Here is a 15061-nt window from a genome sequence, read left to right on the forward strand (position 1 = left end):
TGATCAATCTCTTATCATATCGTAGTCGCAGGTTGAGGGATTTATGAATACTATTTACTATCCGAAGCTTTTTACACGTTGTGGACAAATTACGAGGATTGGGTGAGGAATACATGCCGCATCATCATGAGATGAACGAAGTAGAAAAAACAGCAAGACGCCGTTTACAAGAACGTGGCGTAACCATTCAAGATATAGCAGACCTTGTCTACTTTTTACAGGAAAAATATCATCCTGGCTTAGACATGACAGAGTGCATCCACAATGTGGAGCGTGTCATCGCAAAACGTGAAGTTCAAAATGCGATATTAACGGGCGTCGAACTCGACGTACTCGCCGAGCAAAAAAAACTGACTGAGCCGCTTCAATCAATACTTGAAACGGACGAGAGCCTGTATGGCGTTGATGAAATTTTATCCTTTGCTATCGTCAATATTTATGGTTCGATCGGCTTTACGAATTACGGATATATCGATAAAGAAAAACCAGGAATTCTGGGGAAACTCAACGATAAATCCACGGGCGAATGCCACACCTTTTTAGATGACATTGTCGGCGCTATTGCTGCTGCCGCATCAAGCAGGCTGGCACATAGTGCAAGAAATGCGAAATAAAGAAAAAGAGGACGCGCGCGTAACGCTTGTCCTCTTTTTCTATGATAATCGCTCAATCCACTCGGATAATGAATCAATGACATAGGTTGGCTGCTTTTCATACTTCTGAAGCAGCTCTTTTGTTGTCACACCTGTATGGACGAGTAATGTGTCCATTCCTGCATTCATTCCTGCCATAATATCCGTATCATAGTTATCACCCACCATGAGCGTCTCAGACACATCTGTCCCAAGTACACGCATCGCTTGTTCCATAATAATGGATTCCGGCTTTCCGATAAATGTCGGCTGAACCGTTGTTGTCACGGTCAGTACAGATGTTAATGAGCCGTTCCCTGGCAAAAGCCCTCTCTCTGTTGGAATGGCAATATCCCCATTTGTTGAGACAAATTGTGCGCCTTGACGGATGGCAATCGCACCTACTGCTAATTTTTCATATGTAATGCCACGATCAATTCCAACAACAACGAAATCAGCGTCTTCCTGACCAAACGTCAGCCCTTTTTCTTCAATGGCCTGCTTGATTCCTTCTTCACCGATCACATAAACGGACGCATCTTTCTTTTGCTCAGCGATATAATTAGCCGTCGCCATACTTGTTGTAAAAACTTGTTCTTCTGTTGCTGGGATATCAAATGAAACGAGTTTTTCCGCTACCTGCTTTGGCGTGCGTGAAGAGTTATTCGTGACAAACAAGTAAGGGATGTTCAATTCATTTAACTTTTGAACAAATTGACCTGCTTCCTCGATCTTTTCTGTTCCTTTATACATGGTCCCGTCTAAATCAATTAAATAGCCTTTGTATTTCATGATGCTCACAACTCCAATGGTTTATTTAAACGCTGATACTGGGCCAAGCTCCTGTTCCAAGTAGGTACGGATGCGGCTTGGAAAGACCTCTAGCGCCTGCTCTACTTCGCTGATCACCTGCAATAAGTCATGATGAACCACTTCCTGATATTGCTGCACAAGTGTTTTGCGGGATGAGACAAGCTTTTTCAGCTGACTTCCTTCTTCTTCTGGTACAACCTTTTCATCAACAAGTATATCCATGATGTCATCATAGCTTCCTGGGTCACGCATAATAAAGCCATCAATCATGTCATTTCCGGTATCAAGAATACATTCGACGAGCAAATGAACAATTCGTTCCAGCGCTTTTTTCTCTAGAGGACTTGTCCATGTTTGATGACTCTGCATCAACTCATATTGCTCCTCGAAAAAACGTAAAGTCTCTTCAATCTTTTTTCTGTCTACGAAATACATTATGACGCTCCCCTTTGCGTTATTTTCTAATTCGCTTTAAGACAAAATAGGCACAGCCAAAATTACAGTATTCATAAATGTATTCATCGAGTGTGCTGATTTTAGTATCAAATGTGGCCTTTTGGTTTTGGTCATCAAAGAACCCTTTCAGCCTGAGCTGATTATAGCCCCAGTCCCCCACAATATAATCATACTTATTTAAAATATCTGAGTACCTTGCTTTAAACGCTTCTTCATTAAAGCCGTCTTTGATATCTCTTACAAGATCAAAGGTAGCATTCTGAACGACGATCATCTTCTCACCTCTTTTTAAACGATCCATCTTTAATGATAATTCATTGGAAGAACTCCATCAATTGCTAAAGCATGTTTTTTCTGATTTAGCCGAAGCTAAAGGAAAAAGGAGGTCACATTTATGAAGAAACAACTGACAGCCGCGATTCTCCTCAGCATGCTTTTAGGCGGGTGCGGCTTTCAATCAGGTATGAACCGGCAAGTGGATGAAGATTCTTCAAGTAAAACCATCCGTCTGTCGGATCGTCATGAAGGAAATAATTCCAACATGCCAGAAGCAGATACAAACAGAGCAGGATATGTTCGTTATCAGCGCCAGCAAGTAACGGATCAGAAAGAAAGAACCCCTGCTTTAAATCGTGAGCATCTTGCCCACGTGATTACAAGTCTAACGGTGCAGCTGCCAAACATCAAAGATGCAGCCACACTTGTGACAGATGAGGATGCACTCATCGTGTATCGAACAGGAAACAAAAACCGTGATGAATCTGCCGATCAAGTAAAGAAAACGGCGGTTTCTGTTCTCCCTCGTTATTATCATGTATACGTCTCTGATAATCCAGAGCACTTTCAATCCATTGCCAATTTTTCACGTCTTCAAACCAATTCACGTGATTTTGACCAAATTTTAACCAAAACGATTCAGCAAATGAAGTATTCCCCTCAAGGCGGGAACATATCGAATCAAGAAGATGCAAATGGGATGACGAATTCCGACCGTACGATGAGAAGAAACGCCCCTTACGGCCAAAATTAATACGAGAAAAAACGCCAGAGAGCTCTGGCGTTTTCTTTGTTACGCTTGCGCCTGACGCTTTTTAGACGCTTCGTTTACTTGTTCATCTGCATGGTAGGAAGAGCGCACAAGCGGCCCAGCTTCACAGTGGCTAAAGCCTTTTGACATCGCAATTTCCTTCAGCTCTGCAAACTCATCCGGATGGTAGTATTTTTGAACTTTCAAATGCTTTTTCGAAGGCTGTAAGTACTGACCAATTGCCATAATATCCACATTATTGGCAAGAAGATCATCCATGACTTCAATGATTTCTTCCTTCGTTTCACCAAGTCCAATCATAATGCTTGATTTTGTTGGAATATCGGGCTGCATTTCTTTTGCACGACGCAAGAATTCTAATGAACGATCATATGTAGCACGCGCACGAACTCTTGGCGTTAATCTGCGAACTGTTTCAATGTTGTGATTTAAAATGTCAGGACGAGTGTCCATTAACGTCTTCAAGTTATCATAATTACCGCCCATGTCTGAAGGGAGAACTTCAATGGTCGTGAATGGGCTTTTTCTTCTTATCGCACGAACGGTTTCAGCGAACACACCTGCGCCGCCATCCTTTTGATCATCCCTTGCAACCGCTGTTATAACAGCGTGCTTTAAGTTCATTAAGGCTACTGAATCTGCCACGCGTTCTGGCTCTTGCAGATCAAGCTCAGTTGGAAGTCCAGTTTTCACCGCACAGAAACGGCATGCGCGCGTACAAACAGATCCAAGGATCATAAATGTAGCGGTTCTTCTCACTGCCCAGCATTCGTGAATATTCGGACATTTTGCTTCCTCACAAACAGTATGCAGGTTGTTTTCCCGCATCATTTTCTTTAAACCGGTATAGTTTTCATTCGTATTCAGCTTAATTTTAAGCCAGTCCGGTTTTCTTACGTGCTCTTCCTTCTTTGCCAATTCCATCATCTCCATATGAATTCGTTAAAGGTGCATCTACAAAAATCTTCCTGCTATATACGATGGATGCAGCTAAGAAGCTGCAAAAAATTGAATCTTCGGCCTAAAGCCTTTTCTTTAGACACTTTAACATAGTACAGATTGAACAACAAGGGAATGAGCTGCAAAAATACCCAAAAGCCTCCTAAAAAAACAGAAGAAAATTACTAACATTTTCTTCTTATGAAATAGAGTGATCTAACCACACTAAACGGTAGAAGACGATGCTCGATGAAAGGAGATGGACGTTTGTGAAAGTGGTTTTAGCCATCATGATTGCTCTTTCAATGCTCCCTTTACCTGTTCATGCAAAAGGGACGGACAAGCAGCCAGATGAATTGATGCAAAGAATGGCCCTATATGAAAAAGTCTCCATCACAACACAGGTTCCATGGTATGTACTTGCTGCAGTTGATCAGTATGAACACAATATTCGAAAAAGCAGAAGAGATTTACCGAAACAAAAAGGCGTCATTGGCATCTACATTCCCCGGGAAATGTGGATTGGACCAGAAAACCCGAATAAACAGGATACCTCTCCTTTAAGCATTAAAGTGTTTGACGGAATTGGTCTTGATGGGAATGGGGATGGCAAAGCAAGCAGCGATGACGATGAGGATGTATTGTTCACGTTTGCTCAATACTTGCTTCACTACGGCAGCAGCATTGATCAATTAAAAATTGGCTTATGGGACTATTATGGACGTGATCAAACCGTTGGAATCATTTCATCTTTTATGAAGCTATATAAGCACTACGGCCATCTTGATCTTGGAAAGCATGCTTTTCCTCTTCCGGTTGGAGCTGACTACAGCTACCGAAGTACATGGGGAGATGCGAGAGGGTTTGGAGGAAGGAGAATTCATGAGGGAACCGATTTATTTGCCCATTATGGACTTCCCGTTCGTGCGACATCGTATGGCGTAATTGAAATGAAAGGCTGGAACCGCTTCGGCGGCTGGCGGATAGGCATTCGAGATATTCATAATCATTATCATTACTTCGCTCACTTAAATGGTTTTGCGAAAGGACTCAAGACAGGTCAAATTGTTGAACCCGGTCAGGTGATTGGGTCTGTCGGAAGCTCCGGCTACGGCCCTCCAGGCACCGCAGGAAAGTTTCCGCCGCATCTTCACTATGGCATGTACAAAGACAACGGCAGAACCGAATGGTCATTTGATCCATATCCTCATTTGAGGGCGTGGGAAAGAGCTGAACGGAAACGAAAGTAAATAACAGCCCAATCATTGTTGGGCTGTTATTCCTTTTTCTCCTTTTTCTCTGGGAGAACAATTGATGGAGCACCTGAGTTTGTTCCGCTGCCATTATAATAATCTGGAACGTCTCCTTGAACGGCTTGTATGGAGACAGGAACAGAGTTTTTAACTACGATTGTTTCAGAAGCAAATGGGATAATGACTCTTACCTTGACCTCGATCAGAACACTAATATCAATCAAGGCATTGTTGATGCCATAAGGCTTAATGTTTTTTTCAACGTCCGTATGCGGATCACCAATCACACTAAAACGTACAGGCACTTTGGGTCCGAGGTTGGCGATGAGTGCATTTCCGGATGCTTGCCCAAGCGGAATGTTATATATAATGCCGTCATGTCCATCTGTTTGATCCTTTAATGCTTCTTTTGCCTCTTTTTGAAAGTTCCCCTTTTCAATGTCCTCTAAATTTTTTTGAAGATGACGCGAGAGGTCAGCCATTGCTTTCGATGTTGCTTGCGCATTAAAATCGATGGTCGTCACTTTTCCGTTCTCACTTGTATTCATGACCACCATATCCTTCATATTCTCCTGATCATCTGCAAAGTCTTGCACTGAATATTGTATGAGGTGATTGGCGATGCGCTCTGTTTCTAGTTCAGCAATGTGAATAAGGGTTGGTTTAATGGAGCGGTTAATAAAAAATAGACTTATGACGGTCGAGAGCACAAAGAATAAAATCGCAAGCAGCATGACGTAACGAAATGGCAAAGGGCCCTTCTTGTAGGGGCGATAACGGCGGTTCATTCTCAATAAAAAATCCCCCCTTCTCCATTACATGTGTATGCAGACAGGCGGGGGGATAGGAATCATCTCTCTATTTTATTTCACCATTTTTAATAATGCATCTCTTCCAATTGTTCCAGCTGAGATGCCCAGCGCTTCTGCGGCGTATGTCACAGATTCTAAAGGAGCATCAAGCAATTGCTCAATGGTTCTTACACCAACTGCTCTTCCTGCAATAATTCCTCTATCTGCAAGCTTTTCATTCAAGAGCCCGACATCCAGTGCACCGCACATGATATATCCATGTTCATTTGTTACTGCCATGAAATTTGTCTTCGGCAGCTTGACGGTGACCGCTGTAAAGGAATGGCCATCAATTGTAATAGGTGTTAAATTCACCAAATCCCTTCACTCCTCTCACCACAATCTATGTGAAAAGAGGGCGCGAGTTGTTAGGCTGAAGCGGATTTCATGTTGCTTCCTTCAAGCGCCATGTCAGAACATCACGTAAAAATTCAGGCATAAAATATTCAATGTGTTCGTGATCACGGATATGAGGAAAAAGAGAGCCTAATGTATACATATCGACTGTGCCAACAGTATAGGAGGCGTCTTTTTTGATCAATTGACCATGTACAAAGACATCCTTCACCCGTTTGGCCTCGCCTTCTTCTAATGTATAGCTGAGGCCGCTATATAGCATTTTCCCCATCAGCTCACCTCTAAAGCCGAAGCCCTTGATGCGCAGCTGTTCCATTTTTTCTTCACAGCCCCGCTGAACCGTTTCGATGAGCTGTTGACCGGTAAGCGTCACCCGAATGGGATTAATGGGATGCGGACATATCCGGTGGATTTCTTCTCTTGTAACAATCCCTGCCTCTAATGAATCAAGCACCATACCTGCATTCATCATCCCAATATCTGCTCCGCACCAATCTTTAATGGCATCTGTTAAGAGCTGCGGAAGCGGAGAATCGTCGAACCACTTCGTTTCTAGCTTCGACTCAATCGTTGTCACTTTTTCCTGCATGAGTGCTTTCGCTCTTCTTTCTGCCTGCTGCAAGGTGGTGATGGCTTCATCTGATTCACTAATGAGCTGATCCACTGACTGTACTGTCGCTTTTTTCTCTATCAGCTCTTTGCGCGCTGTATCGATCGTCAGCTCAACGCATCCAATATAATGCCCATACTTTTCAGCGCATGCAAGCAGCACACCATTGTCCATTTCACCTTGTTCTAACAGATGATGCGTGTGTGAGCCTAGGATGATGTCGATTTCAGGGAAGTCTCGGGCAACCTCCCGATCATGGATGATACCGAGATGGGATAAGAGCACAATGACATCTGCCTGTCCCTTCACTTCACGCAGCATGTCCCGTATGCTGTCAAACGGATCAGTAATGTTCCAGCCCAGCTTTTCATATACAGGTGTATACGCAATAGTCACGCCTAAGAGACAGAGCTTCAGTCCGCTTTCCATTGTGATCATATGATAGGGCTTTGCCCATGATGGCCTTTTGCCTTTCTCAAATAAATTAGACAGGACCACTGGAAATTGTGCATTCTCATACAAGTGATCCAGCTGATCATGAGGCAGCGTAATGCCTTCATTATTCCCGATCGTGACTCCATCATAGCCAAGCTGATTGAGGAGCTTGACATTTACCTTTCCATAATCCGCTTCGGATACGAGGTTCACTCGATCCATATGGTCGCCAATATCAAACAAGAGCATCTGATCGTGAACTTGACGCTTTTCTTCAATATAAGCTGCAATTTTTGGCCAGTTCTCAAAGTGGCTGTGCAAGTCGTTTGTATGATATAACCATAGCTTCTGCAGCATGTTGATCTCTCCCTCAAGTTGTCACTGACCGTCTCATTCAGGTTGAAAGCTTCAGTCAGCTCTCGGTTAACTAAATAAATCTAACTGCTTCGGAGACAGGTTTGAATAGGTGATATCCAGCAAATCAATCATCTGCTGGCCATTTGCCGCTGCATCTCCGCCGGAGTTATTATTAAACACGACATAGACATCTTTCGATTGCTGATGCAGAATGTCGAGATTCTTTTTCCACTCTTTTAATTCAGCTTCATTATATAAATATAAGTATCTCACTTCACGCCAATTCTCATGGTCTGCCGGGTGAAGCCAGCCCTGTTTATTCCTGCCGTGAAATCGGACCAGTGTTTTATCACGGTGTGTAGCTTGTATGACTGGCGGAATGGAGCCTTCTCCGACTTGCGGTTCATCACAGACAGAATGAATCCATCCTTCCTTTTCCATAAAGGACAAAGTCTGCTCATAAAATTCATCTGAAAACCATGTACGGTTTCGGAATTCGAGAGCACAAGGAATGTCCCCCATCTTCTCCTTACACCATCTTAAATAGTGGACGTGCTCTTTTTTGCAATCAAACCAAGGTGGAAATTGAAAGAGCACCATGGCCAGTTTCCCTTCACGAATGAGTGGAGTCAGCGAAAGAATAAATGCATCAAACATGTCCTCCTTTGAAGCAAACGGAATCTCGCCCCTTTGATGTCCAGTCATTCCTTGGTATGCTTTCACAACAAATTGAAAGTCATCTGGCGTATCCTTTATCCACTTTTCATGATTACGCTCAGGCTGAACCGCATAAAAGCTGGCATCCAGTTCCACAATCGGAAACGTTGACGCGTAGTGAAACAGCTTTTGCGCGCTGCCAATTCTTGGCGGATAAAGACTGTCATGATCTCCCCAGCCAGTTAATCCGATATAAATCATGTTCCTCACCTCTTGCCACTCTCATGTATAGACGGCTTCCTCATTCGAAGCCTTTGTTTCTTGTGATACCCATATTTTCTGAAAGAAATTCTTCTGTCTACAACATATCATATTTGCTCGTAATTCTGAATGAAGATGACTGGCGGCACGTGATTTTGTCCTGACACTCTGTTTGTTTGTTATATGAATTGACAACTTTCTATCTAAAATGATTTTAGCTGATAACATAAAATGCATATCAGAGATGTTGTCAGTGATTGTCCATTTTTTTATTCATCTTCACCAATAAAGGAGACCCAGTGGATATGAGCATAGACGATAACCAGTTTGAAATTTTACAAAAAATGGCCAAAAAGATTCACAAGCCCATCTATTTGTTTAACCAGCATGGACGTATTCTCTATACCTCGCACCCCATGATCACAAGCTCAGAATGGATGCACATTCTCCCCTTTTTTCAAAGCAGGACAACTCATTCTTTTTCAATGATACATGCAAAACAAACCTTTTCCATCTTTCCAATTGATCTAAACGAACAAACATGTGATTATCTGGTCATCCTTTCTTTCATTCACCCGCAGAATAAAACTTTGCATGGGATCATTGCAAAAGCAGTAAACGAAATGTCGATTGCACGTATGAGACAATATGCCGCCCTGCAAACGGCCAAGCGTGCTAGAAATGAGGGCTTTCGCAAATGGATAGAGAGGGCATCGTCTTCCCAGCAAGATTCCTTACATTTCGCTCAGGCGTTTGGATTAAACGCCGAATGCCGCTATCTATGTATGATCTGTCAGCTTGACGAGCGCAGTGATACCACATGTTTTATGAAGCAGCAAATGGTTTTGGATCAAGTGGTTGATCTGCTCGAAAGTGCACTTCCAAGCTGCCCATTTCCTGCCTTTCTGTTTTTAAAAGGTGATATGGGTGTTGTATTGATGGAGGAGACTGGCAGTTGGCCGGAGGTTAGCGACAGGCTCAGCTCTTTTTTAAAACAGTTGCAGATGCTTGTTAAACTGCAAGTGAATCATACTATTTCTTTTGGGGTGAGCTTGACGGGCTGCCTCATTTCCCATCTGTCTGAAGGCTACAATGAAGCATTAGAGGCTCTTCAAACCGGACATCTCTCATTGCGGACTGAATATATTCAATTTTATCAAGCCAAGGATGTGCCAGATTTACTAAGGCTCATTCCAAGAAAGGATATGATCACGTTTCACCAGCTGCACCTTCACCCGTTATCTGAACCATCACAAGTCGATCAAAGCCTTCTTCACACCTTATCAGTCTATTTAGAAACCCATTGCCACATTTCAGAAACAGCCAAACGATTGTCCATTCATCGCAACACGGTCATTTATCGCCTCGAGAAGTGTGAAGAATTGCTTCGAATCAGCTTAAAAGATTCTGACGCAACATTGCGGCTGCGCTTAGCCTTCCGTATTCAAATGTTTCTCTCATCCCATCCTGATTGAATTTTTTCTTCTGAAACCTCATATAGTTTGGAGGAGAAAAATGAGACTCAAGGAGGGATGATAAATGGATGATGAGCTCCGTCACATCCCGCAGCCCATTCGAAAGGATGGCGCGGGTGCCACCGACTTAGGCCCACGCGATGTCCTTCGAGATATAGAGAACCCAGATATGCTCGTTCCCCCTAAAACCGATGCCGGAACAATCCCCAATTTAAAATTTTCATTTTCTGATACACACATGCATTTGAATCACGGCGGCTGGTCGAGGGAAATTACAAAGCGGGAGCTGCCTGTTTCAACAACGATTGCAGGTGTCAACATGCGGCTCACACGTGGAGGTGTTCGGGAACTTCATTGGCATAAGCAGGCTGAATGGGCGTATATGATTTTAGGCAAAGCCCGCATCACATCTGTAGATGCAGAAGGGCGAAATATGATCGCTGATCTAGAAGAAGGCGATTTGTGGTATTTTCCACCTGGTATCCCGCACTCCATTCAAGGACTTGAGGATGGTTGTGAGTTCCTTCTTGTATTTGATGATGGCGATTTTTCTGAATTTGATACATTCACGATCACAGACTGGTTTGCCCATACACCGAAAGAGATTCTCTCCGCCAATTTTGGTGTTTCTAAGAAATTGTTTGACCATATTCCGAATAAGCAGCGCTATATGTTTCAAGGCTCACCGCCGTCATCCTTAGAAAGCCAAATGGTATCTGATCCATACGGGAGCATTAAGCCGCCATTTACGCACCAGCTCCTTCGTCAAAACCCGATAACGACCTCTGGCGGAACCGTCCGAATTGTCGATTCACGGAATTTCCCGATTTCAAAAACGATTGCGGCTGCACTTGTTGAAGTAAAACCTGGTGGCATGAGAGAAATGCACTGGCACCCTAATAATGATGAGTGGCAATACTATTTAACAGGTACAGCTAAAATGACGGTCTTTGGAGCAGGAGGTACTGCCCGCACCTTTAATTACAGAGCAGGTGATGTTGGATATGTTCCTTTTGGCCATGGGGCATTACATCCAAAATATCGGCCAAACGAGCCTTTGGTTTTTAGAGATTTTTAAAAGTGACCGGTTTGCAGATATTTCGTTGAATCAGTGGATGGCCTTAACCCCGCCTCAATTAGTGAAAGAGCATTTACACGTAGATGAAGCGATGATTCGTGCGCTTCATAAAGAAAAATCACCTGTCGTGAAATATGAGAGATGATGCCCATCATAAAAAAACCGATCAATTCGTCCTGATCGGTTTTTTTATCAGCAAATTTTAAGAAGCTGCCGAAGCATGCTGCACTTTTTTCCCCCACACGATGGATGCAGCGAAGCTTACGCAAAGCACTAGTGTTCCAAACATAAAAGGAAACTCAATATTCACATCAAATAATATACCCGCAAGACTCGGTCCAACGATATTGGCAAGGCTCATAAAGGATGTATTGAGACCGCCTGCTACCCCTTGCTGATTGCCTGCCATCTTGGACAGCAATGTATTGAGGGCTGGTCGGACAAATGACGTAGCCGATAAAAATAAAATCGAACCCGTAAAAATCAACCAAAAGGACGGCGCATAACGGCAGGCGATCAGCATGAAAGCCGCACCTAACAGCGCATAACGGACGACTCTCATCTCTCCAAATCGTTTCACGCAGGCATTCACTAACGCCCCTTGAACAAGCACCCCGGCAAGACCCGCAACCGTAATCACAAACGCAATATCCTTCGGTGAAAATCCGTGTTTTTGGTCTACATATAAGCCGAAAATCGATTCAAAATGAATGATTCCGAAATTGAGGACAAAGGCCAATATAAACAAAAAGCCGTACGATGTCTTTAGAGCCTTGATCATTTGTACAAAAGGATTGAAATGAATATCCTTGTTGAGCCGTGCCTCTTCCTGTTTTTCCTTTGTTAATGTTTCAGGTAAGAAGAGGATCGATAACAAAGTAGAAAGAGCAGCAAAGGAACCGGCAATAAGAAATGGAAATGCGATCCCGTACTCAACCAAATAGCCGCCTACGCCCGGCCCGATGACAAAACCTAGTGTCATCGCTGCACTGAATAGACCCATTCCTTTCCCTCGGTCCTTTTCACTTGTAATATCAGCGATGTATGCAAACATGGCCGGCATAAGCAAAGCCCCTGCAGCACCGCCTAAAAACCGAGACACAAATAGCATCCAAAGCTGATCAGCAAAAGCAAAAATAAACTGAGCAATCGTAAAGCCGGCAATCCCGGCAATGATCAATTTTCTTCGTCCAAATCGATCGGTCAGTGCCCCGGCAACCGGCGATAACGCAAATTGTGTAAAACCTGTTGCAGCAACAAGAAAACCGAGTGTTTTTCCTGTTGCACCAAAGGCTTCAATATAACTCGGCATAACAGGTACAATGAGGCCAAAACCAAGCATGGCAATAAAAATATTGAGCATCAAAATGTATAATCTGCCCATCTTCTTCATATAAAAACCTCTTTCTGCATATAAATGAAAATGATGACAAAAAATGATGAGAACCTCTCCAGTATAGCGATAACCTCATCTATAAGTCTAGTTTTTCAAAAATTAGCGTTCTTTTCCAAATAAAAAATACCCGCCACTGGCGAGTATGTTGGAGCTCGTTATTCAGCTTATTCATAGATAGAAAGAGCCGCCTGAAGTCCTGCTCCGCAATGGATAGACGCACCGCGTTTGATGAGAATCGCTTCCAGCCCTGCTAACACAAACAGCACATTTTCCTTTCGGCAGCTGTAGCCCATCGTCCCAATTCTCCATATACGGCCGGCAAGCGGTCCAAAGGAGCTTGCAATCTCAATCCCAAAATGATGTAGCAGATCGGCACGGACCGCTTCTCCGTCAATACCACTTGGAATGACAATACAGGTCACAACCGGCATTTTACAATCTGGATCACCAAACAATTCAAGCCCCATTGCTTCAAGACCTTTCATTAAGGCTTTCTCATGATATGAGTGCCTTTGAAAACGTTCAGACAGCCCTTCTTCCAGCACAAGACGAACCCCTTCTCGCAGTGCATAAAGCATCGTTGTCGCTTCTGTATGATGATTTAATCGTCTTGGGCTCCAATAATCCTGAAGCTGGCTTAAATCAAAATAATTGCTTTTGATTGGAGAAATGTCAATTTGTTTTTGTAATTCATCCTGTGTCGCAATGCCTTTTTCTACTTTCTTTCTCGATTCAATGACAGCTGCGACTCGGTCATTATACGTAATAGGTGACATACCTGATGGAACAGATAAACATTTCTGCGTGCCGCCAATCGCCGCATCTATTTTCCATTCGTCCACTTTTACCTCGACACCGCCAATGGTTGCCACAGCGTCTACAATAAACAGCGCATCAAGAGCCCGGCATGCTTGCCCGATTTGCTTGAGCGGCTGTAATCGTCCGGTGGATGTTTCACCATGAACCATGGCAACGATTTTAGGCTTGACCTGCTTTATTTCTTTGATGATGTCGTCAGGATCAAAAACCGTCCCCCATTCACATTCCATTGTATGTACCTCAGCACCATAGCGCTGTCCTATTTCAATGAGCAGGTGACCGAAGCGGCCAAAGACAGGCACAAGCATTGAATCTCCCGGCTCAATCACACTGGCGAGCACAGCTTCAAGCCCTGAACGGGACGTACCGTCAATTGGATAAGCCCATCTGTTTTCTGTTTGAAAAAGTGACCGCAATAAAGTCATTGTTTCATTCATAATGTGTGTAAATGCTGGATCAAATTGACCTAGAATTGGCGTGCTCATCACACGGAGCACTCTCGGATCTACTTCAACGGGTCCCGGTGTCATAATCGTTCTTGAAGGTGTTTGCAGTTCTTTCACGTGATCCATCCTCTCCCTTGCTGTCCATCCTTATAAGCCCACTTATACAGGAATGCGCCTAAAATAGCAATCTCTTTTCCTATGAACTTATTACATAAAATTTACGGGAAATCCATTTATTTCTTCATGGCAATATGATAGAAATAAAGAGAATACATTCCCTATCAAGGAGGAAATCGAATGAAAAGAACTTTATTTGGAACTGTGGCCGCCGGAATCATGATATTCGGCACATTCGCCGCCCCGCTGCCTCCAGCTGCAAATGCTCAAGGTTTCAATCTGAGTGAACCTAGTCAAACGATCACCTTTTCCCCGTTACAGCTTCAAAACGAAACATCTGCACAAGAAACGCAAACTGCCGCCACAAGTCAAATCGATTCCTATTACCAATCTGCTGCTGGCAAATCAGGACCCGCTCTTAAAAAGGCTTTACACGATATCATTGATGATCATACACAGCTATCCTACAGCCAGGTGTGGGATGCATTAAAGAAAACAGATGAAGACCCCAATAACCCAAACAATGTGCTGCTGCTTTATAGTGGTGCCTCCCGTTCAAAGCAAGCGAATGGCGGGAATGTGGGCCAGTGGAACAGAGAGCATGTCTGGGCCAAGTCTCATGGCAATTTTGGGACAAGCCAAGGGCCTGGGACAGATCTCCACCACCTTCGTGCGACAGATGTGCAAACGAACAGCACACGCGGAAATTTAGATTTTGATACAGGCGGTAATGAATACAAAGGGGCGCCGGGCAATTTCTACGACAGCGACTCATTCGAACCTCACAGCCGGGTCAAAGGAGATGTTGCGAGAATGCTCTTTTATATGGCGGTTCGCTACGAGGGTGATGACCGCTTTCCAGATTTAGAATTAAACGACAAAGTGAATAATGGAAGCTCCCCTCTTCACGGCAAAATGTCTGTACTTCTCAAATGGCACAAGCAAGACCCAGTCGATCAAATCGAACGGAACCGCAATGAGATCATATATCAAACGTATCAGCACAACCGCAACCCTTTTATTGATCACCCTGAATGGGCAAGTGGGATTTGGGAATAAAA

At 43.6% G+C, this 15061-nt stretch carries 15 protein-coding genes and 1 pseudogene; 6 read left to right on the plus strand and 10 right to left on the minus strand.

Features of this window, described 5'->3' with window-relative positions:
• Nucleotides 1-113 precede the first annotated feature (113 nt).
• Nucleotides 114-614: a phosphatidylglycerophosphatase A family protein gene (locus BAE31_RS07060; protein WP_041107672.1), complete on the plus strand. Its 501-nt coding sequence runs from the start codon at nucleotides 114-116 to the stop codon at nucleotides 612-614.
• 39 nt (nucleotides 615-653) lie between these two features.
• Here BAE31_RS07060 and BAE31_RS07065 read toward each other — a convergent pair whose 3' ends face one another.
• The 3 genes from BAE31_RS07065 to BAE31_RS07075 are packed head-to-tail and all read right to left on the minus strand — an operon-like array spanning nucleotide 654 to nucleotide 2175.
• A complete protein-coding gene (locus tag BAE31_RS07065; RefSeq protein ID WP_087978090.1) occupies nucleotides 654-1427 on the minus strand; it encodes a TIGR01457 family HAD-type hydrolase in 774 nt (257 codons plus the stop codon).
• 18 nt (nucleotides 1428-1445) lie between these two features.
• Nucleotides 1446-1880 (minus strand): DUF86 domain-containing protein, encoded by a 435-nt coding sequence (locus BAE31_RS07070; protein WP_076839949.1) that lies wholly within the window; start codon nucleotides 1878-1880, stop codon nucleotides 1446-1448.
• A gap of 19 nt (nucleotides 1881-1899) precedes the next feature.
• Nucleotides 1900-2175 (minus strand): YutD family protein, encoded by a 276-nt coding sequence (locus BAE31_RS07075; RefSeq protein ID WP_024423368.1) that lies wholly within the window; start codon nucleotides 2173-2175, stop codon nucleotides 1900-1902.
• Nucleotides 2176-2295: 120 nt separating this feature from the next.
• Here BAE31_RS07075 and BAE31_RS07080 point away from each other — a divergent pair, with 120 nt between their 5' ends.
• Nucleotides 2296-2931 carry a YhcN/YlaJ family sporulation lipoprotein gene (locus BAE31_RS07080; protein WP_024425978.1) on the plus strand — a complete coding sequence of 212 codons (636 nt, stop codon included), beginning with the start codon at nucleotides 2296-2298 and terminating at the stop codon, nucleotides 2929-2931.
• A gap of 39 nt (nucleotides 2932-2970) precedes the next feature.
• On the opposite strand, the gene lipA is transcribed toward BAE31_RS07080, so the two are convergent.
• Nucleotides 2971-3867 (minus strand): lipoyl synthase, encoded by an 897-nt coding sequence (gene lipA, locus BAE31_RS07085; protein WP_008360456.1) that lies wholly within the window; start codon nucleotides 3865-3867, stop codon nucleotides 2971-2973.
• Nucleotides 3868-4193: 326 nt separating this feature from the next.
• Here lipA and BAE31_RS07090 point away from each other — a divergent pair, with 326 nt between their 5' ends.
• Nucleotides 4194-5138, plus strand: coding sequence for a M23 family metallopeptidase (locus BAE31_RS07090; RefSeq protein ID WP_239500369.1), 945 nt, complete (start codon nucleotides 4194-4196; stop codon nucleotides 5136-5138).
• A gap of 26 nt (nucleotides 5139-5164) precedes the next feature.
• On the opposite strand, the gene yunB is transcribed toward BAE31_RS07090, so the two are convergent.
• From yunB to BAE31_RS07110, 4 genes are all read right to left on the minus strand, one after another.
• On the minus strand, nucleotides 5165-5929 hold the full coding sequence (gene yunB, locus BAE31_RS07095) for a sporulation protein YunB (RefSeq protein WP_034282711.1): 765 nt from the start codon (nucleotides 5927-5929) through the stop codon (nucleotides 5165-5167).
• A 75-nt stretch (nucleotides 5930-6004) separates the two neighbouring features.
• On the minus strand, nucleotides 6005-6310 hold the full coding sequence (locus BAE31_RS07100) for a YunC family protein (RefSeq protein WP_024425980.1): 306 nt from the start codon (nucleotides 6308-6310) through the stop codon (nucleotides 6005-6007).
• Between the two features lie 67 nt (nucleotides 6311-6377).
• On the minus strand, nucleotides 6378-7751 hold the full coding sequence (locus BAE31_RS07105) for a bifunctional metallophosphatase/5'-nucleotidase (RefSeq protein WP_076839953.1): 1374 nt from the start codon (nucleotides 7749-7751) through the stop codon (nucleotides 6378-6380).
• 66 nt (nucleotides 7752-7817) lie between these two features.
• On the minus strand, nucleotides 7818-8669 hold the full coding sequence (locus tag BAE31_RS07110) for a DUF72 domain-containing protein (RefSeq protein ID WP_044331225.1): 852 nt from the start codon (nucleotides 8667-8669) through the stop codon (nucleotides 7818-7820).
• A gap of 305 nt (nucleotides 8670-8974) precedes the next feature.
• Between BAE31_RS07110 and BAE31_RS07115 the strand changes: the two genes are divergently transcribed.
• Complete coding sequence (locus tag BAE31_RS07115) at nucleotides 8975-10144, plus strand: PucR family transcriptional regulator (protein WP_041107678.1); 1170 nt, start codon at nucleotides 8975-8977, stop codon at nucleotides 10142-10144.
• Between the two features lie 64 nt (nucleotides 10145-10208).
• A pseudogene (locus tag BAE31_RS07120) lies at nucleotides 10209-11367 on the plus strand (oxalate decarboxylase family bicupin).
• A 57-nt stretch (nucleotides 11368-11424) separates the two neighbouring features.
• Here BAE31_RS07120 and BAE31_RS07125 read toward each other — a convergent pair.
• Entirely contained in the window at nucleotides 11425-12615 is a 1191-nt protein-coding gene (locus tag BAE31_RS07125; protein WP_041107682.1) for a tetracycline resistance MFS efflux pump, read from the minus strand.
• A gap of 167 nt (nucleotides 12616-12782) precedes the next feature.
• Nucleotides 12783-14009: a pyridoxal-phosphate-dependent aminotransferase family protein gene (locus BAE31_RS07130; protein WP_076839955.1), complete on the minus strand. Its 1227-nt coding sequence runs from the start codon at nucleotides 14007-14009 to the stop codon at nucleotides 12783-12785.
• Between the two features lie 171 nt (nucleotides 14010-14180).
• Between BAE31_RS07130 and BAE31_RS07135 the strand changes: the two genes are divergently transcribed.
• Entirely contained in the window at nucleotides 14181-15059 is an 879-nt protein-coding gene (locus BAE31_RS07135) for an endonuclease I family protein (protein ID WP_076839957.1), read from the plus strand.
• The last annotated feature ends 2 nt before the right edge of the window (nucleotides 15060-15061 follow it).

Origin of the sequence: Bacillus sp. I-2 (genome assembly GCF_001974945.1) — a bacterium.
GTDB classification, from domain to species: Bacteria; Bacillota; Bacilli; order Bacillales; family Bacillaceae; genus Bacillus; species Bacillus safensis.

Excerpts from the sequence above, each read along its gene's own strand:
- BAE31_RS07060 (WP_041107672.1), top strand. The coding sequence starts at position 114 with ATGCCGCATCATCATGAGATGAACGAAGTAGAAAAAACAGCAAGACGC.
- BAE31_RS07130 (WP_076839955.1), bottom strand. The coding sequence starts at position 14,009 with ATGGATCACGTGAAAGAACTGCAAACACCTTCAAGAACGATTATGACA.
- BAE31_RS07105 (WP_076839953.1), bottom strand. The coding sequence starts at position 7,751 with ATGCTGCAGAAGCTATGGTTATATCATACAAACGACTTGCACAGCCAC.
- BAE31_RS07115 (WP_041107678.1), top strand. The coding sequence starts at position 8,975 with ATGAGCATAGACGATAACCAGTTTGAAATTTTACAAAAAATGGCCAAA.
- BAE31_RS07135 (WP_076839957.1), top strand. The coding sequence starts at position 14,181 with ATGAAAAGAACTTTATTTGGAACTGTGGCCGCCGGAATCATGATATTC.
- BAE31_RS07075 (WP_024423368.1), bottom strand. The coding sequence starts at position 2,175 with ATGATCGTCGTTCAGAATGCTACCTTTGATCTTGTAAGAGATATCAAA.
- BAE31_RS07110 (WP_044331225.1), bottom strand. The coding sequence starts at position 8,669 with ATGATTTATATCGGATTAACTGGCTGGGGAGATCATGACAGTCTTTAT.
- BAE31_RS07070 (WP_076839949.1), bottom strand. The coding sequence starts at position 1,880 with ATGTATTTCGTAGACAGAAAAAAGATTGAAGAGACTTTACGTTTTTTC.
- yunB (WP_034282711.1), bottom strand. The coding sequence starts at position 5,929 with ATGAACCGCCGTTATCGCCCCTACAAGAAGGGCCCTTTGCCATTTCGT.
- BAE31_RS07090 (WP_239500369.1), top strand. The coding sequence starts at position 4,194 with ATGCTCCCTTTACCTGTTCATGCAAAAGGGACGGACAAGCAGCCAGAT.
- BAE31_RS07080 (WP_024425978.1), top strand. The coding sequence starts at position 2,296 with ATGAAGAAACAACTGACAGCCGCGATTCTCCTCAGCATGCTTTTAGGC.
- BAE31_RS07125 (WP_041107682.1), bottom strand. The coding sequence starts at position 12,615 with ATGAAGAAGATGGGCAGATTATACATTTTGATGCTCAATATTTTTATT.